Consider the following 16,999-nt stretch of genomic DNA (forward strand, 5'->3'; position numbering starts at 1 on the left):
GAGCTTGATCAGAGATCTTCGACTTTGGCCGACGCTCACCCCGGCGTCTTCACCTGCACAAGGCCCCGACGGCATCATGATCTCTCGTGCTGCTGCGCCTGACCTACCTCGCCGCGACCAACACCCTGGCGTTCCTACGCCTTCTGCCGATGAGCGACAGAGACAAGGACATCGAGATCCTCGTGCTCCGGCACCAATTGCTGGTCCTGCAGCGCCAGGTCGGCAAGGCTGCCTTCACCGACAGCGATCGCGCCATCCTCGCCGGACTGCTCCACCACCTCCCCAAAGACAGACTGCGGCACCTTCTACTGCTGGCCCGCCCCGACACGGTCATGCGCTGGCATCGTGAGCTGCTCAGGCGGTGCCATGCCGAGACCTGCGTGTCCAAACGGCGTGGACGCCCCCGCACCATCCGCTCGATCCGCGCCCTGGTCCTGCGCCTGGCCAGAGAGAACGCCTCGTGGGGATATCGCCGGATCCACGGCGAACTCGCCGCACTGGGGATCAAGGTCGCCGCCTCAACGGTCTGGGAGATCCTCCGCGAGCACGGCATCCCACCCGCACCCGAACGGCAGAACACCACCTGGGCCGACTTCCTCCGCAGCCAGGCCAAGGCCCTCCTCGCCTGTGACCTCTTCGAAGTCCGAACGCTGACCGGAGCGCGCCTGTACGCTTTCGCCGTCATCGAGCACACCACCCGGCACATCCGGATCCTCGGCGCCACCGCACACCCCGCCGCGGAGTGGATCGTGCAGCTCGGACGCAACCTCCTCATGGACCTCAAGAACGCGGGCAGCAAGGCGAAGTTCCTGATCCGCGACCGCGACTCGAAGTTCACAGCCGCCTTCGACGCCCTGATGACCGATGCCGGTCTCAATGTCGTCACCACCGGCATTCGGATACCACGGATGAACTCGCTCATGGAGCGATGGATACAGACCTGCCGCACCGAACTCCTGGACCAGACCCTGATCTGGAACCAGGGCCACCTCCTCCACGCACTGCGCGAGTACGAATCCTTCTACAACGAACACCACCCGCACAGAGCCCTGGAACAAGCCGCCCCCTGCCGTCCACTACCCACACCCATCACTCAACAAGTCCAGCTCACCCACCTCCAAGTCAGCCGACGAGACCGACTCGGCCGAACCCTCCACGAATACCAGCACGCCGCCTGAGCTGCGCGGATGATTTATCGGCACCCGCAGGGTCACCATGCTCATCGTCACCCGCGAGTGTGACCGCCGCTGCAAGCTCCCACCGCACCAGCGTGCCCTGGTCGGCCTGGTGTACCTGCGCCGGCACGACACCCTCGCCCAGATCGCGACCGGGTTCGGCATCTCCGTCGGCACCGCCCACGCCTACACGACAGCCGTCGTCGGCCTGCTTGCCGACCGCTCTCCTGGCCTGCTGCGTGCCCTGCGCGAGGCGGACCCGGACTACGTCTTGCTCGACGGCACTCTGGCAGAGTGCGACCGGGTCGGCGACGGCCGGGCCGGCCTCTCCCACAAGCACCGCCGACACGGAGTAAACGTGTAGATGGTGACCGACCCGGTCGGGCGGCTGCTGTGGATCTTGCCGACTATGCCCGGCTACGCGACTCTGGAGCGGCAATGCTGAAAGAGCTCATTGACTCAGCCGCCGCTCTTGCGCCGGAACGACCGCTGGCTCGCAGCCGGGCCGTTCGCCCTACGGACCTTCGACGCCTCGACGTTCGCAGCGAGGTCAGCGGCGTCCGCCTGCACACTGCGCTTGCGCGCTAGGGCCTCCCGGAACTTGCGTTTCAGGTCGTAGTGGCCGTCGCTGTCGGGCACCAGGGCGGACGTCTCGGGGTCGGTCGGCTCCGAACCTTCTTTGGATACAGACTCTGCGGTCATGGCGACCTCCTGGGTTCGGGTAGTGGGAAGCACAGCTTGTCATGCCGAGCACACCACGAGGGCGTTCATCTCGTAGGTGCATGCACCGGAGGGTTTCGGGCCGGGCTGGAGGTTTTCCGTTCCGGGGTCGGAAGTATTCGACTATCAGGGCGACGGCTCTCAGCCGCCGCGACGCACCCGGGCCGCCTTGCGGGCTTCGGCGAGCTTGCGGGCCTCGCCAGCCTTTCGGGACTTGCCGCCGGCGCCGCGGGAGGTGTCCTTGCTGGTGCCCAGCCCGCGGAAGGGAGCGTTGGTGTTCTTGGGCCGGGGCGCGGCCGGCCCGCCATCGAGCGGGGTGCCGGAGGGGGCCTTGGCCCCGGTGATCCGGCTCAGCTCCGCCTCGCCCGAGCGTACCTTGGTGATGGTCGGCTCGATGCCGGCCTCTGCCATCAGTCGGCTCATCTCGCGGCGCTGGCCCGCCAGCACCAACGTGACGACGCTGCCGGACTCACCGGCCCGGGCGGTACGGCCCGCGCGGTGCACATAGTCCTTGGGGTCGGTGGGCGGGTCGACGTTGACCACGAGATCGAGGTCGTCGACGTGCAGGCCACGGGCCGCGACATTGGTCGCCACCAGGACGGTGATCTGGCCGTTCTTGAACTGCGCCAGGGCCCGTGTGCGCTGCGGCTGGGACTTGCCGCTGTGCAGGGCCGCGGCGTGCACTCCGCTGGCTCGCAGATGCCGGGTGAGCTGGTCAACCGCGTGCTTGGTGTCCAGGAACAGCAGTACGCGGCCGTCGCGGGCGGCGATCTCCGTGGTGACGGCGTACCGGTCGGGGCCGTGGACGACCAGAACATGGTGGTTCATCGTCGTGACTGCGCCCGCGGACGGGTCGACCGAGTGGACGACGGGATCGTGGAGGTAGCGGCGGACCAGGTGGTCGACGTCACGGTCCAGAGTGGCCGAGAACAGCAACCGCTGACCGTCGGGGTATACCTGGTCGAGCACCTCGGTCACGTGCGGCAGGAAGCCCATGTCGCACATCTGGTCGGCCTCGTCGAGGACAGTGATCCCTACCCGTCCCAGGCGGCAGGCCCTGCGCTCGATGAGGTCGTGCAGACGGCCGGGGGTGGCGACGACCACCTCGGCTCCATCGCGCAGCGCAGCGGCCTGCCGGCCGATCGACATGCCGCCGACGACCGTGGCCATCCGCAGCCGCAGTGCCTTTGCGTACGGCGCAAGCGCCTCGGTGACCTGTTGGGCCAGCTCTCGGGTAGGCACCAGGATCAGAGCCAGGGGCTGCTTCGGTTCCGCGCGCCGCCCAGCCATCCGTGCGAGCAGCGGTAGGCCGAAAGCGAGCGTCTTGCCCGATCCGGTGCGCCCGCGCCCCAGGACATCGCGTCCCGCAAGGGCGTTGGGCAGCGTGGCTGCTTGGATCGGGAAGGGCTCGCGCACACCGAGTTCGCTGAGCGTTCGCAGCACCTCGGCTGGTAGTTCCAGGCTGGCGAAGGAAGCGACCGGGGGCACCGTTGGCGCAGTGGCCATGAGCGGGGCGGGATCGCTGTGCGAGGTGCCGGGGAGGTCAGGGTGATTCATGAAGAGCCTTCCGCATGCGAACGTACCGAGGAAGGCCCGGTAGGAATGAGCAGTCGACGAACAAGAGGAACCGGACAGGCTGGATCAACCGTCACGAGCACGCAAAAGCATGAGGCTAACACGAAGTGGCAGCCCCGCGTCCCGAGATCGCGGCCCGGCAGTCCCGGCCTCAGTCGGCCGTCAGCCCGCTACTTCCCCCGCTTCGCCCACGCCGAAGCCTCTGGATGCACGGCTGCAGCGTGACGTGCACGAACGAGGCGTTCAGCAAGGGCGCCACAGCCCTTAGCCGTGCCGGTGGCGAAGAACGGCCACCTGCCACCCAGGAGTTGTGCGGTGGAGCGGGCGCGCCCGCTCCACCGATGACGCACCCGTGACGCCGCGAAGGCACGGCTGCGACGGCACAGGTGCGGCCCTGCGGCCACCATGCCTGTGCATATAAAGGTCCGCACGCCGCGCCCGACGACACCGGAGGTGTCCCCGGTGCGCGATCCTGTGCCGCTCGAAAAATCATCGCCGCAGGGTGAACGGGATGCGGTCAGTCCGTTGGGATCATGTCCTCCGTGATCGTGTCCTTGCTGTACAAGGTGACCCGGAAGCTGCTGACTGTTCCATCGGTGCTCCTCCGTCGCGGGACAGCGAAGGACGCGGAACTGCTGGTGCTGCGGCACGAGAACGCGGTCCTGCGCCGCCAGTTGGCCGGACCGGTCCGCTATGAGCCCACCGACCGGTTCTGGTTCGCCGCGCTGTCCGGGCTGATACCCCGGCGCCACTGGCGCGAGATCTTCCCTGTCACCCGGGCACCTTGCTTGCCTGGCACCGCAGGTTCGTCGCCGCGAAGTGGGACTACACCGCGCGCCGACGCGCGGGACGACCACCCACCCCGGTAGCGATCAGGACGCTCGTTATGCGGCTGGCCCGGGAGAATCCGCGGTGGGGACACCGACGGATCCAAGGGGAGTTGACCCGACTCGGACACCAAATCGCCGCCTCGACGGTGTGGGAGATCCTCAACGCGGCCGGCATCGACTCGCTCTCGCTGGTCGGAGCCGCCCTGCTGCCTCCTACGCACGGTACGGACGGACAGCGCGTGGACTGGGTGGGAGCGGCGCTGGCCACCACCGGCTTCGCCACGCTGGTCCTGCCGTGCGCGCTGGGCCGGGAGGCCGGCTGGCCCTGGTGGACCTCGGCCTCCTTCGCCGTGGCCGCGGTGGCCCTCACCTGCTTCGTCCGCACGCTCCGGCACCGGCCGGACCCCCTGATCCACCTGTCGGTCCTGCGGGACGGGACCGCGCGGCGGGGCGTGCTGCTGGTGTTCGTCTTCAACGCCGGAGTCCCGTCGTTCACGTACCTGCTGTTCCTGCATCTGCAGTCCGCTCTCGGGTATTCGGCGCTGTCCGCCGCGCTGGTGTCGGCGCCGTTCGCCGCCGCGGCCGTTGTGGGCAGCCGTGCGGCCCCGGCCCTCTCCCGCCGACTGGGCGCGACGGCGCTGACGGCCGCCGCGCTCATGCTGGCGGGCACGGCCGTGGCGCTCGTGCCGCTCATCGGCACCGGGCCCGGGCGCCGTGCGGCACTGCCGGTACTGGCGGCCGGAGGCGCCGCGTTCGGCCTGTTCACGGCCGCGGTGTTCACGCTGGTGCTGGCGGGTGTGCGGGCGCCGCCGCGGGTTCGGTGTCCGGGCTGCTGCCCACGGCCCAGCAACTCGGCGGCTCGATCGGGGTGACGGCGGCCGGACTGGCCTATTTCGCGCCGGCCGACGGTGCGAACGCGGCGTTCGCCCACGCCATGGCCGACGAGGCCGCGGTCTTCGTGCTCACGGCGCTGATCGCCCTCCGGCTGCGACGGACCGGTTCCGGGCCGGAGCAATCCCGGCCGGGGCCAACCTCCGGAGCGCACAGGCCGACCGCCCGACGCGGCGCCCTGCGCCACTGACCCACTCGAGATCGGCCATCAGCCGGGTGCGCATCGCGTGCGAACCCGTAGCCTCGTGCCGTCCGGTCGCGGCCGACCACCACGAACCAGGTCTCTACCGCCGCTGTGACCTGTGCTCCGGACCGTTGTCGTCGTGCTCGCCTCAGCTCCGAGGCGGCGGTACGGCGCCGGGCCCCGGGGCGGAGCGAGAAGCGGCACGACGTGTTCACTCGGCGAGTGGGGCCACCTTCCCGCATCCACCGCCCCCGGCGTCACGGCGTCGGGGGCGGGGATCCGGCTCAGTCCGCGTCGAGCTCGCCGAGCAGGGCGATGGTGAGCTCGTCGACCGGGCGGGCCCCGGACCCGGTCTCCTGGCTGAAGGTGTTCACCATCATCACCACTGCCGTCCCGCTCTCCCGGCTGAACGCCGCGCAGGTGCTGAATCCGCCGGTGCTGCCGTTGTGCCAGGTCATGGTCCGGCCGCTGGGCAGCGGGCTGAGATGCCAGCCGAGGCCGAGCCGCAGGTCGCGGTCGACGGTGAAGTGAGGCCGCTGGGTCAGCTCGATGGCGGCCCGCAAGGGCGAGCGCTCCGGGCGGAGTTGGGCGCCCAGGAAGCGCAGCATGTCATCGGCGGTGCTGTAGATCGAGGTGCCCGCCGCGCTGAGCACCCGGTCGTGCCAGTCGGGAACGGCCTCCCCGTCGAGATGCCCGACGGCCTTGCGGGAGGCCATGTCCGGCCGCAGGGTCGTCGTGGTGTCCGACAGACGCAGCGGCGCGGCCACCCGGCGCCACAGCATCGCGTCCACGGCGTCGAAGGCCAGCGCCTGGCCCAGCAGTCCGAAGCCGAGGTTCGCGTAGGCGTATGTGCTGCCCGGCTCGCTGTCCAGGGTTGTCTCGCCGAGCCCGGCGGCCAGGTCGTCCAGCGTGTAGCGGGCGTACGGATCGTAGGGATCCGCTCCGGCGAGGAGGTTGGGCGGCAGCGAGGGCAGACCGGAGGTGTGGGTCGCCAGATCGGCCAGGGTGATCCGCCGGGGGCCCTTGCGCGGGACGGGGAAGCGGGCGGGCAGGACGAGCGGTGCGTCGAGGCGGGTCTCGCCCGCGCAGACGGCGCGGGCCAGGGCGGTGGCGGTGAGCGTCTTGCCGATCGAGCCGAGCTGGAACACGGTCCGGCCGTCCGGTGCCGGTGCCTCCCCGTCCTTGGCCGCGCCCGCCACGTAGGGACGTCCGCCGTGGATAACCCCGCAGACCGCGCTCGGACTGCCGGCGGCGAGCGCCCGGTCCAGTTGACGCCGTACCCGCGCGGGCAGGGTCCCGTCGGCCGCGGCGGCGGTCCCGGGCAACAGCGATACGCCCGTCGCCGCCGTCGCCACGGTAAGAAATTTCCGTCGGTCCATGGGTCACTCCCCCGTCGTTCGGTTTCCTGTCGGCACCACGGCGGACAGCAGCACGAGCAGCGGCACCACCCTGCCCGGAGGCACCTGGTAGTGGCCGCGTCCCTCGGCCTGGAGCCAGCCGGCCGCCGTGAGCTGCTTGAGGTGGTGGTAGAGCTGGCCGGTGGTGTTCAGCCCGGCGGTCTCCTGCAGCTCGGCCGCGGAGCGGGTGCCGCGCAGCACCGCCCGCAGCAGGGTGAGCCGCACCGGGTGGCCCAGCGCGGCGTACGGCGCGGCGTGTTCGGACCAGTCCGCGTCGAGCAGCCCGTGCGCCGCCGCGCCCTGCTGCCATTCGTAGTGCTCGCCGTTGGGCAGGTCGACCGCGCCGGTGAACAGCACCTGCCCCTGCCCCGTGAGCCGTCGGCGCAGCCCCTCGAGCGCCCAGAACACCTCGTCCCGGTCTGCCTCCGGCGGCGCGGACTCCAGTCGCGTCACCCGCTCTTCGAGCGCGGCGACCCGCTCATCGAGGGACTCATCGGCCATGGGCCGAGGTTACGTTATTACGGAATAGCAGAGCAAGGGGATCGTTACGACAGCACCGCGATCCCATCCAGCTCCACCAACGCCGCCTCGTCCCACAGGCGTAGGACACCGATGACCGACGATGCGGCCATCACTGCTGGTCAGGGCCCTGCGGCCACGCATTGTGGGTGCCGACAAATCATCCGCGCAGTTCAGGCCGCTCGCTGGTACTCGTGGAGGGTTCCGCCGAGTCGGTCTCGTCTGCGGACTTCCAGGTGGGTGAGCTGGGCTTGTTGCGTGATGGGTGCGGGTAGCGGGCGGCAGGGAGCGGCTTGTTCCAGGGCTCCGTGCGGGCGGTGCTCGTTGTAGAAGGATTCATACTCGCGCAGGGCGTGGAGGAGTGGCCCTGGTTCCAGATCAGGGTCCGGTCCAGGAGTTCGGTGCGGCAGGTCTGTATCCATCGCTCCATGAGCGAGTTCATCCGGGGTATCCGAATGCCGGTGGTGACGACCTTGAGACCGGCATCGGCCATCAGGGCATCGAAGGTGTCGGTGAACTTCGAGTTGCGTTCGCGGATGAGGAACTTCGCCTTGCTGCCTGCGTCTTCGAGGTCTATGAGGAGGTTGCGTCCGAGCTGCACGATCCACTCCGCGGTGGGGTGTGCGGCGACACCGAGAATCCTGATGCGACGGGTGGTGTGCTCGATGACGGCGAAGACGTACAGGCGCGCCCCTGTCAACGTTCGGACTTCGAAGAGATCGCAAGCGAGAAGAGCCTTGGCCTGACTGCGGAGGAAGTCGGCCCAGGTGGCGCTCCGCCGTCTCGGGGCGGACCAGCAGCAGAAGGTGCCGCAGTCTGTCTTTGGGCAGGTGATACAGAAGGCCGGCGAGGACAGCGCGATCGCTGTCGGTGAAGGCAGGCTTGCCGATTCGGCGTTACAGGAGCAGCAGTTGGTGCCGGAGCACGAGGATCTCGATGTCCTTGTCTCTGTCGCTCATCGGCAGAAGGCGTAGGAACGCCAGGGTGTTGATCGCAGCGAGATAGGCCAGGCGCAGCAGCACGACAGATCATGATGCCGTCGGGGCCTTGTGCAGGTGAGGACGCCGGGGTGCGCATCGGCCAAAGTCGAAGATCTCTGATCAAGCTCTCACCTGCGTGGATGATTTACCGGCACCCGCAGAGCAGCGTGTGAGCCTGGGAGCGCAAGAAGGAACGCCAGGTCTGCTGGGAGGCGCGCTGCGGCGCGGGCGGTAGACCAGAGCGGCGCAGGACGCGCCGGACAGTAGCGGCGGCAACCCGATGACCCAGGTCAGCCACCGTACGCCAATAAAGACACCCTTCAGGCTTTGGGGCTTACCTCGGCTCTACCCAGGAGGCCGCCGATCGGGGGGGGTGCCCCTATGGGTTTGGTCAAGGTCGAAGACCAGTAGGTTCGTGTGGTTGAGGGTGGGGGCCGAGCCGAGCTGTAGGGGTGTGCATGGGCGATAGCCAGGTCACGATCAAGCTCACGAGTGACGAAAGCACTGGTGCTGTCGCGCTGGCTGGAGAAGCTGCAGATGACGGACCTCAGTCGCGTTGTCGACGATCCGGCGGTCTGGGCACCGATCCATCGGATTGCCGGAACGCTGGACAAAGCGCTTCTGAGCTGTTCGCGCCTGACTATGACCAGCGGCTTGAGGCCGCTCGTCGGCGGCTTCGGCCGGCGGACTGACTGATCGGTCTGAACTCCTCATCTGACCACGGTGGGTTGGGGCTCGTAGAAGGTTCCGTCGCGGAGCATCGCGAAGAGGACGTCGGCGCGGCGCCTGGCGAGGCAGAGCAGGGCTTGGGGGTGGTGCTTTCCCTGCGCGATCTTCTTCTCGTAGTAGGCCCGGGATGCCGGGTCGCCCAGGGCGGCGAATGCGGAGAGGAAGAAAGCTCGTTTGAGCTGCTTGTTTCCTCTCCTGGAGGGTTGTTCGCCGCGGATCGAGGACCCGGAACTGCGGGTTGCCGGGGCAAGACCAGCGTAGGCGGCGAGGTGGCCTGCGGTCGGGAAGGTGCTGCCGTCGCCGACCTCGATCAGGATGCGGGCTCCGGTCCTGACGCCGATGCCGGGCATGGACGTCAGGACTTTCGAAAGAGGGTGAGCCTCCAGCAGTTCCTCGATCCGCCCGGCCAGCAGCTTGCGCTGATCAAGAACGGCCGTGAGCGAGGCGGCCAGGCTGGACGATCAGTGCGGCCGCCTCCGTCCCCGGGACCGTTACGGTCTGCTCGTCCAGGGCGGCGAAGATGTCCTCGACCAGCCTCTCAGCCATCCTCGGAGCTTTTGGCCGCAGCAGAGTGACCAGCCGTCGGCGGCCGGCCTTGCGGATCTGGGCCGGTGAACCGAACCGTTCCAGCAGCGTGAGGACGGCCGGGTGCTGCAACCGCGGCCCCAGCACCCGTTCCAGCGACGGGTGGACCTGGGTGAGCAGACCGTGCAGCCGGTTCGCGACTCGGGTGGCCTCGCCCGCCAGGTCGTCGTCGAACCCGACGATCATCTCCAGCTCGGCGATCGTCTCGTCCTCGCCGTCGATCACCCGCAACGTGTGGGGCATCGCGCGGGCGGCGTCCGCGATGATGAACGCGTCCCTCGCATCGGTCTTGGCCTCGCCGGGGTAGAGGTCGGCGATCCGCCGCATCGTCAGCCCAGGCAGATAAGCGACCGGGCAGCCCATGTCCCTTGCCACCGCCAGCGGCAGGGCGCCGATCGAGGCCGGCTGATCCACCACGACCAGCACCGTTCCGTGCTTGGCCTGGAGTTTCGCGAACAGTTCGCGGAGCTTGGGCTCGGTGTTGGGCAGACGCTTGTCGAACGCTTTCTTCCCGGCCGGGGTGACGGCGGTGGCGTGGTGTTCGCCCTTGCCGACGTCCAGGCCGAGGAAGACGTCGGTGCCGCCGGTGTCGATCACGTGCAGGCCCCTCCACTCACGCTTTCGTCCGGCCTCCCCGCGGCACCGAGCTGCCACATCCACGTTACGGAGAACTCTTCCGGCTCGGGTGAAGCCGGTGCTCAAGCCCCTCATCAGCGGTCCGTCGATGCCTTCGGGCCCGGTGACACCACCCCCCAGGTCATCCGTTCGACAGGGGGACACAGTCATGCCGGGCCCGGAGACCAGCGGCCCTCTTGCAGGACCGCGAAGAACATAACGGGGAGGGTGTCAGTCTTGGCGGCTGGGGAGCATGGCCAGGGCCTGGGAGCGCTGTGCGACGAGGTCGTCGTAGGTGCCGTCGCGCTCGGCCCAGCGGTGCACGAGGACGCCCTTCACGAGGATCTCGTGGGGGGTGGGGTCCTGCGAGAGCAGGTGCATGACCTCGGTGGCGAAGTCGTCGAGCGGCAGCGCGTGCGGGTTCACCCTTTCCTGTCCTGCCGTGGCGACGGCCGGGGGGACGAGCTCGACGACACCGACACCGGTGCCGTCGAGCTGCGCGCGCAGTGCCTCGGAGTAGGCGTGCACCGCGGCCTTCGATGCGGCGTAGCTGGGCATGGGCGGGAACGGCAGGAAGGCGATGCCGGAGGTGACGGTGATGAAGGTGCCGGCACCCCGCCGGACCAGGTGCGGAGTGAAGGCGTCGATGACCCGGATGGTGCCGAGCAGGTTGGTGTCGATCGTCGTTGCTGCCGCCTCGAAGTGCGCGGGGTCGCGCAGGTCCTCCAGGAGCATGACGCCCGACATCGTCACCACGGTGTCCAGCTCGGGGTACCGGGCGAGCGCGGCGTCACGGGCAGATGCGACGGAGACACTGTCGGTGACGTCGATGCTGATCGTGCCGAAGCCTTCTTCGGCGAGTTCCGAGAGTGCCTCCGGGCTGCGGCCGCCAACGGCCACGGTGCTGCCCGCCGCAGCGAACCGCCGGGCCAGCTCTCGCCCGATACCCGAGGTTCCACCGACCACGAGAACGGTGCGGTTGGAGAGATCCACGAGGTCTTCCCTTCAGTCCAGGGCGCCGCCGGCGTTCAGGCCCGCGGCGCAGACAGTGATGCTCTCTGTCTCTTTCAAAACAGTGCTATCGCAGTCTTGACGGCATCCGCCGGGTGTGGCAGGGCCCCCGTCTTCCCTGGTCCTGCCAGGGCCCCCTCTGAAACACGCGCACCGCATTACGGTGTCGGTATGAAGGATGAGGAATCCGGCAACCGGCTCGGCAGCTACCTTCGTGCCCGGCGTGAGCTGGTCTCCCCGGCGCAGGCAGGACTCCCGCCCGGCGGCAACCGCCGCGTGCCCGGCCTGCGCCGTGAGGAAGTCGCCCTGCTCGCCGGAATCAGTCCCGACTACTACCTGCGCCTGGAACGGGGCCGTGACAAGAACCCCTCACCGCAGGTCCTCGAATCACTCGCGCGCGTCCTGCAGCTCGACGACATCGAACGGACGTATCTGCTCGGCCTCGCGACGGCACGCCCCAGGGCGCCGCGTCGCAAGCGGCCCGAGCACGTACCGGCGCGGGTGCACGAGCTGCTCGCCCACCTTCAGATCCCCGCGTTCGTCGAAGGGCGCGCGTTCGATGTCCTGGCCTCCAACCCCATGGCGGTCGCGCTCTCCCCCCGCCTGCGGCCCGGCCAGAACCGGCTTCGTTCTCTCCTCCTTGATCCTGAGGAACAAGCCTTCCACCAGGACTGGACGAAAGCCACCGCCGATTTCATCGCCGCCCTTCGCACCACCATCGGGGACGACACCGACAACCCCCGGTTCGTCGAACTCGTCGGAGAACTCGCACTGTCCAGTCAGCGGTTCCGCATCCTGTGGGCCCGCCACGACGTCCGCAATCTCGACGGAGGCACCACCACCGTCCACCACCCCGTCGTCGGTGAGCTACGCCTCCACCGCGACAAACTCCCCATCGACGACGTCATCCTCGTCGTCTACTACCCCGACAAGGACAGCGACAGCGACGAGAAGCTGCGGCTCCTCGCCGCACTCTCACACACCGAGTCCGCCGGCACAGCGCACGGCAGACGGGCGGACGACCCGCACCCAAAGACACCCTGACGAACACACGCCGTCCCGGCGTCGCAACCAGAACGCCCGCACGATTCCGCACTGGCCGCACCGCCGGACGTACCTCCTGGTCATACCTCCAGGGTCCTCCCGTCCGGCGGTGCGGGCCAGGACCCGGTCATTCCTCGTCGGTGGCGTCCGGGGCGCGCAGCGGACGCAGGCCCCGGGCAGGTCGGGAAGCTGGAAGGAGTACCGGCCGAGCATGTTGATGTGATGCCTGACGAACGGCGAGAGGCGGGGCAGGCCCTCGTCACGGACGTCGAAGCCATCCGCGCGCAGCTGATTCACTACGCCGCCCAGCCCCTCGCTGAAGATTCGCCATCGCTCGATCCAGCGATGGCGCAACACCTGTTGTGCCGCATATCGTCAACACCACCGACGCTGAGCTGCACAAAGTTGTCGAACTACGCTCGTACCACACCCCTTGCCCCAGAGAAGGTCTGTCCGTGGGCAAGACCAGCGTGATCTCGGCCGGGGTGACGGCTCCCGCCTGCCGCGGGTCACCGGATGCTTCACCCACCTACCGCACCTCGCGCTCCAGCTCACGCGCTCGTGTACGCAGGTCCAGGCGGCGACCGGCCCCGGCCTTGCGCCAGTACGGGTGCCACCACTGCGCTTGCCGAGAATGTCATCCGCCCTGGTCGGAGGCCTGCACCGCGCTCCACAGTCACCGACCTCGGTCGCTCGAGTCGGCGCTCTCGCGTAGCCGGTGGGCCACGCGTCATGATGATCGGCCGTGCTGCTGCGACTGGCTTACCCAGGTGTGACGAACGCGTTCGCGATGCTCCGCCTGCTGCCGATGACCGACCGGGACAAGGACGCGGAAATCCTCACCCTGCGCCACCAGATCACCGTGCTGGAACACCAACTCGGCAAGGACAAGATCCGGTTCACCCGAGCGATCGAGCATTCCTGGCGGCGCTGCTGCATCGCCTGCCACTGGACGTCCTGCGACGGTTACGGCTACTCGTCCGCCCCGACACAGTACTGCGTTGGCACCGCAACCTCGTCAAACGCCGCCATGCCGCCTCCTGCCGGCCCAAACGCCCAGGACGACCGCGCACCGTGCGCTCCATCCGCACCCTGGTGCCGCGCCTGGCGAAGGAGAACCCCAGCTGGGGATATCGACGCCTGCACGGCGAACTGCTCGTGCCGGGAGTGAAGGTGAGCGCGTCCACCATCTGGGAAATCCTGAAGGACGCAGGCATCGACCCGGCGCCCGAGCGGAACTCCAGTACCTGGGCCACCTTCCTTCGCACCGTGGTGTGGTACTCGTTGAGTAGTCCGCCAAGTACCTGGCGACGCCTGACCGCGGCAGCGGGCAGGGGGATGACGTTCGGGTCGGCGTCGGGGGCTCGTAGGCCAAGGCTGCGGTGGGCCCGTCCCGTGTTGTAGTGCTCGGCGTACTGGTTGAGGACCGTACGCAGGTGTCGTTCACCGGTGATCAGGAGGCGGTCGGTGCACTCCGCGCGGGCTGTACATATCCATCGTTCGGCGAACGCGTTGGACCGGTGTGAGTGCCGGGAATTATGTCACCCGGGATGACCTGCTGGTTTCGATCTGTCAAAGCTCAGCAGGCCGCAAGCCGTTCTCAGGCAGCATGCCGGTCGTGGTGATACGGCTGAGCTACCTGCTCGCCTGCCAGACCTTCCGATGGCTTGCCCTGTTCGCTCGCTCGAGTGCAGCGAAAGACGCAGAGATCCTGATGCTCCGCCATCAACTCGCGATCGCGCGGCGGTCCCAGCCACCACCCTGTGGGGTTCCAGAACTCAGCCCGGCCCCGTGAGCAGCGGAAATCGATGAGGCACCACAGTGGCCGGGCGGCCGGGGCTGACGGAAAGGCGGGCGCCTCCGGTCCGGAAGCGCCCGCGGTGCGGTCATGTCAGCCCGTGTTGTCGGCGCGCCAGGTGACCGTGTACACGGTGGTCGGGTTGTAGAAGAACTGTCTGTTCGCCTTGCTCGTCGTGACGCACACCGTGCCGTCCACCGGGACGGTCCCGTCGTTCGTGTACGTGGTGTATTCCACGTCGACGGCGCGGGACCCGGTGTTCTGGAACACGAGCCCGTCGGCGTCTCCGGACCAGTCACCGCTGGTCACCAGGACCGGGGTTTCGACGGGTGTGGGGTAGGACACGAAGGTGTGGCACGTGGTCGGTGCGGCGGGCGTCGTGGGGAAGGACGTGAGCTCGGAAACGACGGTGACCCTATCGAGGGGTTTCCTCGGAAGTCGACACCACGTTCTGCCCCGAGGAGGAGTGCCGCCGGGTGAACCGCGACGGCCGCGGCCGCGACGCCTTCCGAGGCGGGTGCAGCTCGATGGTGAGTGAGGCGGCGGTGAAGACGGAGGAGTAGGTGCCGGCCGCCAGGCCGATGAGCAGGGCGAGGGCGAAGTCGGCGAGGGTGTCGTCGGCGAGGACGGCGAGGGCGGTGAGGATGAGTGCCGCGCCCATGCCCGTGTTGACGGTACGGGGCAGGGTCTGCAGGATCGCCCGGTTCGTCAGGCGGGGAAGCGGTGTGGTGCGGTCGCGGTCGAGCAGTTCGCGGACGCGGTCGAAGAGGACGACGGAGTCGTTGACCGAGTAGCCGATGACAGTCAGCAGGGCGGCCAGGAAGACCCCGTCGATGGGCTTGCCGAGCCAGGCGAAGGCGCCGATGACGATCACCACGTCGTGGGCGAGCGCGACGACGGCCGCGGTCCCGAAGAACCAGCGGAAGCGCACCGCGAGGTACAGCAGTTGGGCGCCCAGTGCGAGGGAGAGCGCGATGAGGGCGTTGCGGCGCAGTTCGTCGCCCATGCTGGGGCCGATCAGCTCGTCGCGGATCTTCTTCGTCTCGCCGCCGAGGTTGCTGATGGTTTCGGTGACGGTGGCCTCGTCGGCGTTGGTCAGGTTCTCGGCGCGCACCGTGAGCCCGGTGTCACCGGAGGACTGCACCACCGCGCGGGGGAACCCGGCGTCGGTGAGGGCGGTGCGGGCCCGGCCGGGGTCGACGGAGGTGCTGGTGGCGTACTCGATCAGCCGGCCGCCGGTGAACTCGATGCCGAAGTCCAGGCCGCGGACGAGGATGCCCGACGCGGCCATGAGGGCGAGTGCGGCGGAGGCGGCCAGCCAGCGGCGCGGACGACGCATCAGGAACGGGTCGCGGCGCAGCAGCCGGTCGCGGACCCAGCCGGTGCTCGCGATGCCGGTGACGCGGGGTCGGCGGAAGACCGCGGGGCGGTTGGCCGCGTACTCGGCGAGCACCCGGCTGATCACCAGGGCGCTGACCATCGAGGCGAGGACGCCGACGGCGAGGGTGATGCCGAAGCCGCGCACCGGGCCGGAGGCGAAGGCGAACAGGAGAGCCGCGGCGATCAATGTGGTGATGTTGGAGTCGGCGATCGCGCTGAGGGCTCCGCGGAACCCGGCCGTCAGTGCCGATCGGGGGGTGGGGCGGCTGCGGGCCGCGTACTCTTCGCGGGTCCGTTCGAAGACCAGGACGTTGGCGTCCACGGCCATGCCGATCGCCAGGACGAACCCGGCGAGGCCCGGCAGGGTCAGTGTGGCGCCGAGCGCGGCCAGGGCGGCGTAGGAGACGAGGGCGTAGCAGGCCAGGGCCGCGGTCGCGAGCAGGCCCATGAGCCGGTAGACGGCGATGATGAACAGCGCGGTCAGCGCGGTGCCGATGCCGGCGGCCCAGGCCGCGGCCTCGATGGCCGCATCGCCGAGCGTGGCGCCGATGGTGCGCTGTTCCACGGTCTCGACCGGTACGGGCAGGGCTCCGCCGGAGATGAGCAGGGCCAGTTCGCGGGCTTCGGTGTCGTCGAAGGAGCCGGTGATCTGGGTGGTGCCGCCCGGGATGCCGGTCCCGCACGGTACGGAGGGGTCGACCTGCGGCGAGGAGATGATCTTGTTGTCGAGGACGATGGCGACCCGGCGCTGCGGGTCACCGGCCGGGTGACAGGCGGCCCGTGCGGTGATCTGCCGCCATTGGCCCTGGCCGGTCTTGGAGAAGTCGACCTCGACGTGCCATCCGGCACCGCCCTGCTGGTCGAAGCGGGCGTCGGCGCCTTCGACGTCCCGTCCGGTCAGATCGGCGGCCCGCAGGCGCAGGGGCTGTCCGGACTCGTCCGGCAGAACGCGCTCCTTGGCCGGATCGGTCGCCGGGGCGGTGGCGCCGTCGGCGGTCCGGGTCGGGCCGAGGACCGCGTGGACGGTGAGCTGCGCGGTGCGGCCCAGCACGTCGGCGGCTTTCTTCGGGTCGGACACGCCGGGCAGCTCGACGAGGATGCGGTGGTCGCCGGAGCGGACGAGGGTCGGTTCGGCGACGCCGAGCGCGTCGATGCGGCCGCGCAGCACTTCCACGGTGCGGTCGGTGGCCGCGGCGTCGGCGTCGGTGGTGGGGGTGGAGCGGGTTTCCAGCATGATCTGGGTGCCGCCGCGCAGGTCGAGGCCGAGGCGGACGGGCGTGGTGAGGGCGATGGCCAGCGATCCGGCGATCACGGCGAGGGCGAGTAGCGCACGCACGCGCAAGGACTTGGTGCGGTCGTTCCGGCGGTTGTTCTGGCGGTTGTTCCAACGGTTGTTCCGGCGTTTCAACACGAGCCTCCGGCAGGCACGCCGCGGCAGCGGCCCGCGCGGCCGCGACGGAGGAAAGGGTGATGGGTCGCGTCAGGTACCTGCGGGTGCCGGAGGGGCCCGGCCGCGGTCGTGGGCCGACCGGCCGGGAGAGGCGGGTGCGCACGCGGAAGGCGCTG

Annotated in this window: 13 protein-coding genes and 7 pseudogenes; 8 read left to right on the forward strand and 12 right to left on the reverse strand. The window is 69.2% G+C overall.

Translation table 11 applies throughout. The annotated features are described in order from the left end of the window. Positions 1-86: 86 nt before the first annotated feature. On the forward strand, positions 87-1,178 hold the full coding sequence (locus tag CGL27_RS09815) for an integrase core domain-containing protein (RefSeq protein ID WP_119985993.1): 1,092 nt from the start codon (positions 87-89) through the stop codon (positions 1,176-1,178). Between the two features lie 37 nt (positions 1,179-1,215). Continuing rightward, positions 1,216-1,536: pseudogene (locus CGL27_RS09820) on the forward strand (transposase family protein); the annotation flags it as partial. A gap of 98 nt (positions 1,537-1,634) precedes the next feature. Here CGL27_RS09820 and CGL27_RS09825 read toward each other — a convergent pair. Then, positions 1,635-1,877: a DUF5302 domain-containing protein gene (locus tag CGL27_RS09825; RefSeq protein ID WP_059148108.1), complete on the reverse strand. Its 243-nt coding sequence runs from the start codon at positions 1,875-1,877 to the stop codon at positions 1,635-1,637. A 159-nt stretch (positions 1,878-2,036) separates the two neighbouring features. Continuing rightward, positions 2,037-3,452 (reverse strand): DEAD/DEAH box helicase, encoded by a 1,416-nt coding sequence (locus CGL27_RS09830; RefSeq protein ID WP_119985995.1) that lies wholly within the window; start codon positions 3,450-3,452, stop codon positions 2,037-2,039. A 560-nt stretch (positions 3,453-4,012) separates the two neighbouring features. On the opposite strand from CGL27_RS09830, the pseudogene CGL27_RS49915 reads away from it, so the two are divergent. From CGL27_RS49915 to CGL27_RS51735, 3 genes and pseudogenes are all read left to right on the forward strand, one after another. Then, positions 4,013-4,479 (forward strand): annotated as a pseudogene (locus tag CGL27_RS49915) (helix-turn-helix domain-containing protein); the annotation flags it as partial. Positions 4,480-4,548: 69 nt separating this feature from the next. Continuing rightward, positions 4,549-5,172, forward strand: coding sequence for an MFS transporter (locus CGL27_RS53435; RefSeq protein ID WP_346345783.1), 624 nt, complete (start codon positions 4,549-4,551; stop codon positions 5,170-5,172). After that, positions 5,121-5,381 (forward strand): hypothetical protein, encoded by a 261-nt coding sequence (locus tag CGL27_RS51735; RefSeq protein WP_240450431.1) that lies wholly within the window; start codon positions 5,121-5,123, stop codon positions 5,379-5,381. The genes CGL27_RS53435 and CGL27_RS51735 overlap by 52 nt, the downstream gene beginning before the upstream one ends. 278 nt (positions 5,382-5,659) lie before the next feature. Here CGL27_RS51735 and CGL27_RS09845 read toward each other — a convergent pair whose 3' ends face one another. The 5 genes and pseudogenes from CGL27_RS09845 to CGL27_RS53440 form a co-directional block, all read right to left on the reverse strand. After that, positions 5,660-6,754, reverse strand: coding sequence for a serine hydrolase domain-containing protein (locus CGL27_RS09845; RefSeq protein ID WP_078644674.1), 1,095 nt, complete (start codon positions 6,752-6,754; stop codon positions 5,660-5,662). 3 nt (positions 6,755-6,757) lie between these two features. Beyond that, positions 6,758-7,273 carry a winged helix-turn-helix domain-containing protein gene (locus tag CGL27_RS09850; protein WP_078644673.1) on the reverse strand — a complete coding sequence of 172 codons (516 nt, stop codon included), beginning with the start codon at positions 7,271-7,273 and terminating at the stop codon, positions 6,758-6,760. 191 nt (positions 7,274-7,464) lie between these two features. Next, positions 7,465-8,181, reverse strand: a pseudogene (locus tag CGL27_RS51740) (integrase core domain-containing protein). Between the two features lie 6 nt (positions 8,182-8,187). Beyond that, on the reverse strand, positions 8,188-8,313 hold the full coding sequence (locus CGL27_RS53080; protein ID WP_276147823.1) for a hypothetical protein: 126 nt from the start codon (positions 8,311-8,313) through the stop codon (positions 8,188-8,190). Between the two features lie 118 nt (positions 8,314-8,431). Continuing rightward, positions 8,432-8,560 (reverse strand): annotated as a pseudogene (locus CGL27_RS53440) (integrase); the annotation flags it as partial. Between the two features lie 203 nt (positions 8,561-8,763). Here CGL27_RS53440 and CGL27_RS09870 point away from each other — a divergent pair. Further along, positions 8,764-8,967, forward strand: a complete 204-nt coding sequence (locus tag CGL27_RS09870) for a hypothetical protein (protein ID WP_240450432.1) — start codon at positions 8,764-8,766, stop codon at positions 8,965-8,967. Between the two features lie 14 nt (positions 8,968-8,981). Here CGL27_RS09870 and CGL27_RS09875 read toward each other — a convergent pair. Together CGL27_RS09875 and CGL27_RS09880 are read right to left on the reverse strand one after the other, a co-directional pair. After that, a pseudogene (locus tag CGL27_RS09875) lies at positions 8,982-10,182 on the reverse strand (IS110 family transposase). A gap of 249 nt (positions 10,183-10,431) precedes the next feature. Next, entirely contained in the window at positions 10,432-11,193 is a 762-nt protein-coding gene (locus CGL27_RS09880) for an SDR family NAD(P)-dependent oxidoreductase (protein ID WP_078644671.1), read from the reverse strand. Between the two features lie 189 nt (positions 11,194-11,382). Here CGL27_RS09880 and CGL27_RS09885 point away from each other — a divergent pair, with 189 nt between their 5' ends. Both CGL27_RS09885 and CGL27_RS09895 read left to right on the forward strand, forming a co-directional pair. Beyond that, positions 11,383-12,255: a helix-turn-helix transcriptional regulator gene (locus CGL27_RS09885; RefSeq protein WP_078644670.1), complete on the forward strand. Its 873-nt coding sequence runs from the start codon at positions 11,383-11,385 to the stop codon at positions 12,253-12,255. Between the two features lie 745 nt (positions 12,256-13,000). Then, a pseudogene (locus CGL27_RS09895) lies at positions 13,001-13,524 on the forward strand (helix-turn-helix domain-containing protein); the annotation flags it as partial. Between the two features lie 101 nt (positions 13,525-13,625). Here CGL27_RS09895 and CGL27_RS53085 read toward each other — a convergent pair. The 3 genes and pseudogenes from CGL27_RS53085 to secD form a co-directional block, all read right to left on the reverse strand. Next, positions 13,626-13,772: pseudogene (locus CGL27_RS53085) on the reverse strand (integrase core domain-containing protein); the annotation flags it as partial. A 374-nt stretch (positions 13,773-14,146) separates the two neighbouring features. Then, positions 14,147-14,398 (reverse strand): hypothetical protein, encoded by a 252-nt coding sequence (locus tag CGL27_RS09910; protein WP_119985999.1) that lies wholly within the window; start codon positions 14,396-14,398, stop codon positions 14,147-14,149. Positions 14,399-14,468: 70 nt separating this feature from the next. Next, the gene (gene secD, locus CGL27_RS09915) at positions 14,469-16,769 is read right to left on the reverse strand and encodes a protein translocase subunit SecD (protein ID WP_119994322.1); all 2,301 of its coding nucleotides are present in this window, start codon (positions 16,767-16,769) and stop codon (positions 14,469-14,471) included. Positions 16,770-16,999: the final 230 nt, after the last annotated feature.

Source organism: Streptomyces sp. 11-1-2 (assembly GCF_003595545.1).
In the GTDB taxonomy this organism is placed as follows: Bacteria; Actinomycetota; Actinomycetes; order Streptomycetales; family Streptomycetaceae; genus Streptomyces; species Streptomyces hygroscopicus_B.

Bases quoted from the DNA above. Each gene is read 5' to 3' on its own strand.
- CGL27_RS09830 (WP_119985995.1), bottom strand. From the start codon at position 3,452: ATGAATCACCCTGACCTCCCCGGCACCTCGCACAGCGATCCCGCCCCG.
- CGL27_RS09850 (WP_078644673.1), bottom strand. From the start codon at position 7,273: ATGGCCGATGAGTCCCTCGATGAGCGGGTCGCCGCGCTCGAAGAGCGG.
- CGL27_RS09845 (WP_078644674.1), bottom strand. From the start codon at position 6,754: ATGGACCGACGGAAATTTCTTACCGTGGCGACGGCGGCGACGGGCGTA.
- CGL27_RS09885 (WP_078644670.1), top strand. From the start codon at position 11,383: ATGAAGGATGAGGAATCCGGCAACCGGCTCGGCAGCTACCTTCGTGCC.
- CGL27_RS09825 (WP_059148108.1), bottom strand. From the start codon at position 1,877: ATGACCGCAGAGTCTGTATCCAAAGAAGGTTCGGAGCCGACCGACCCC.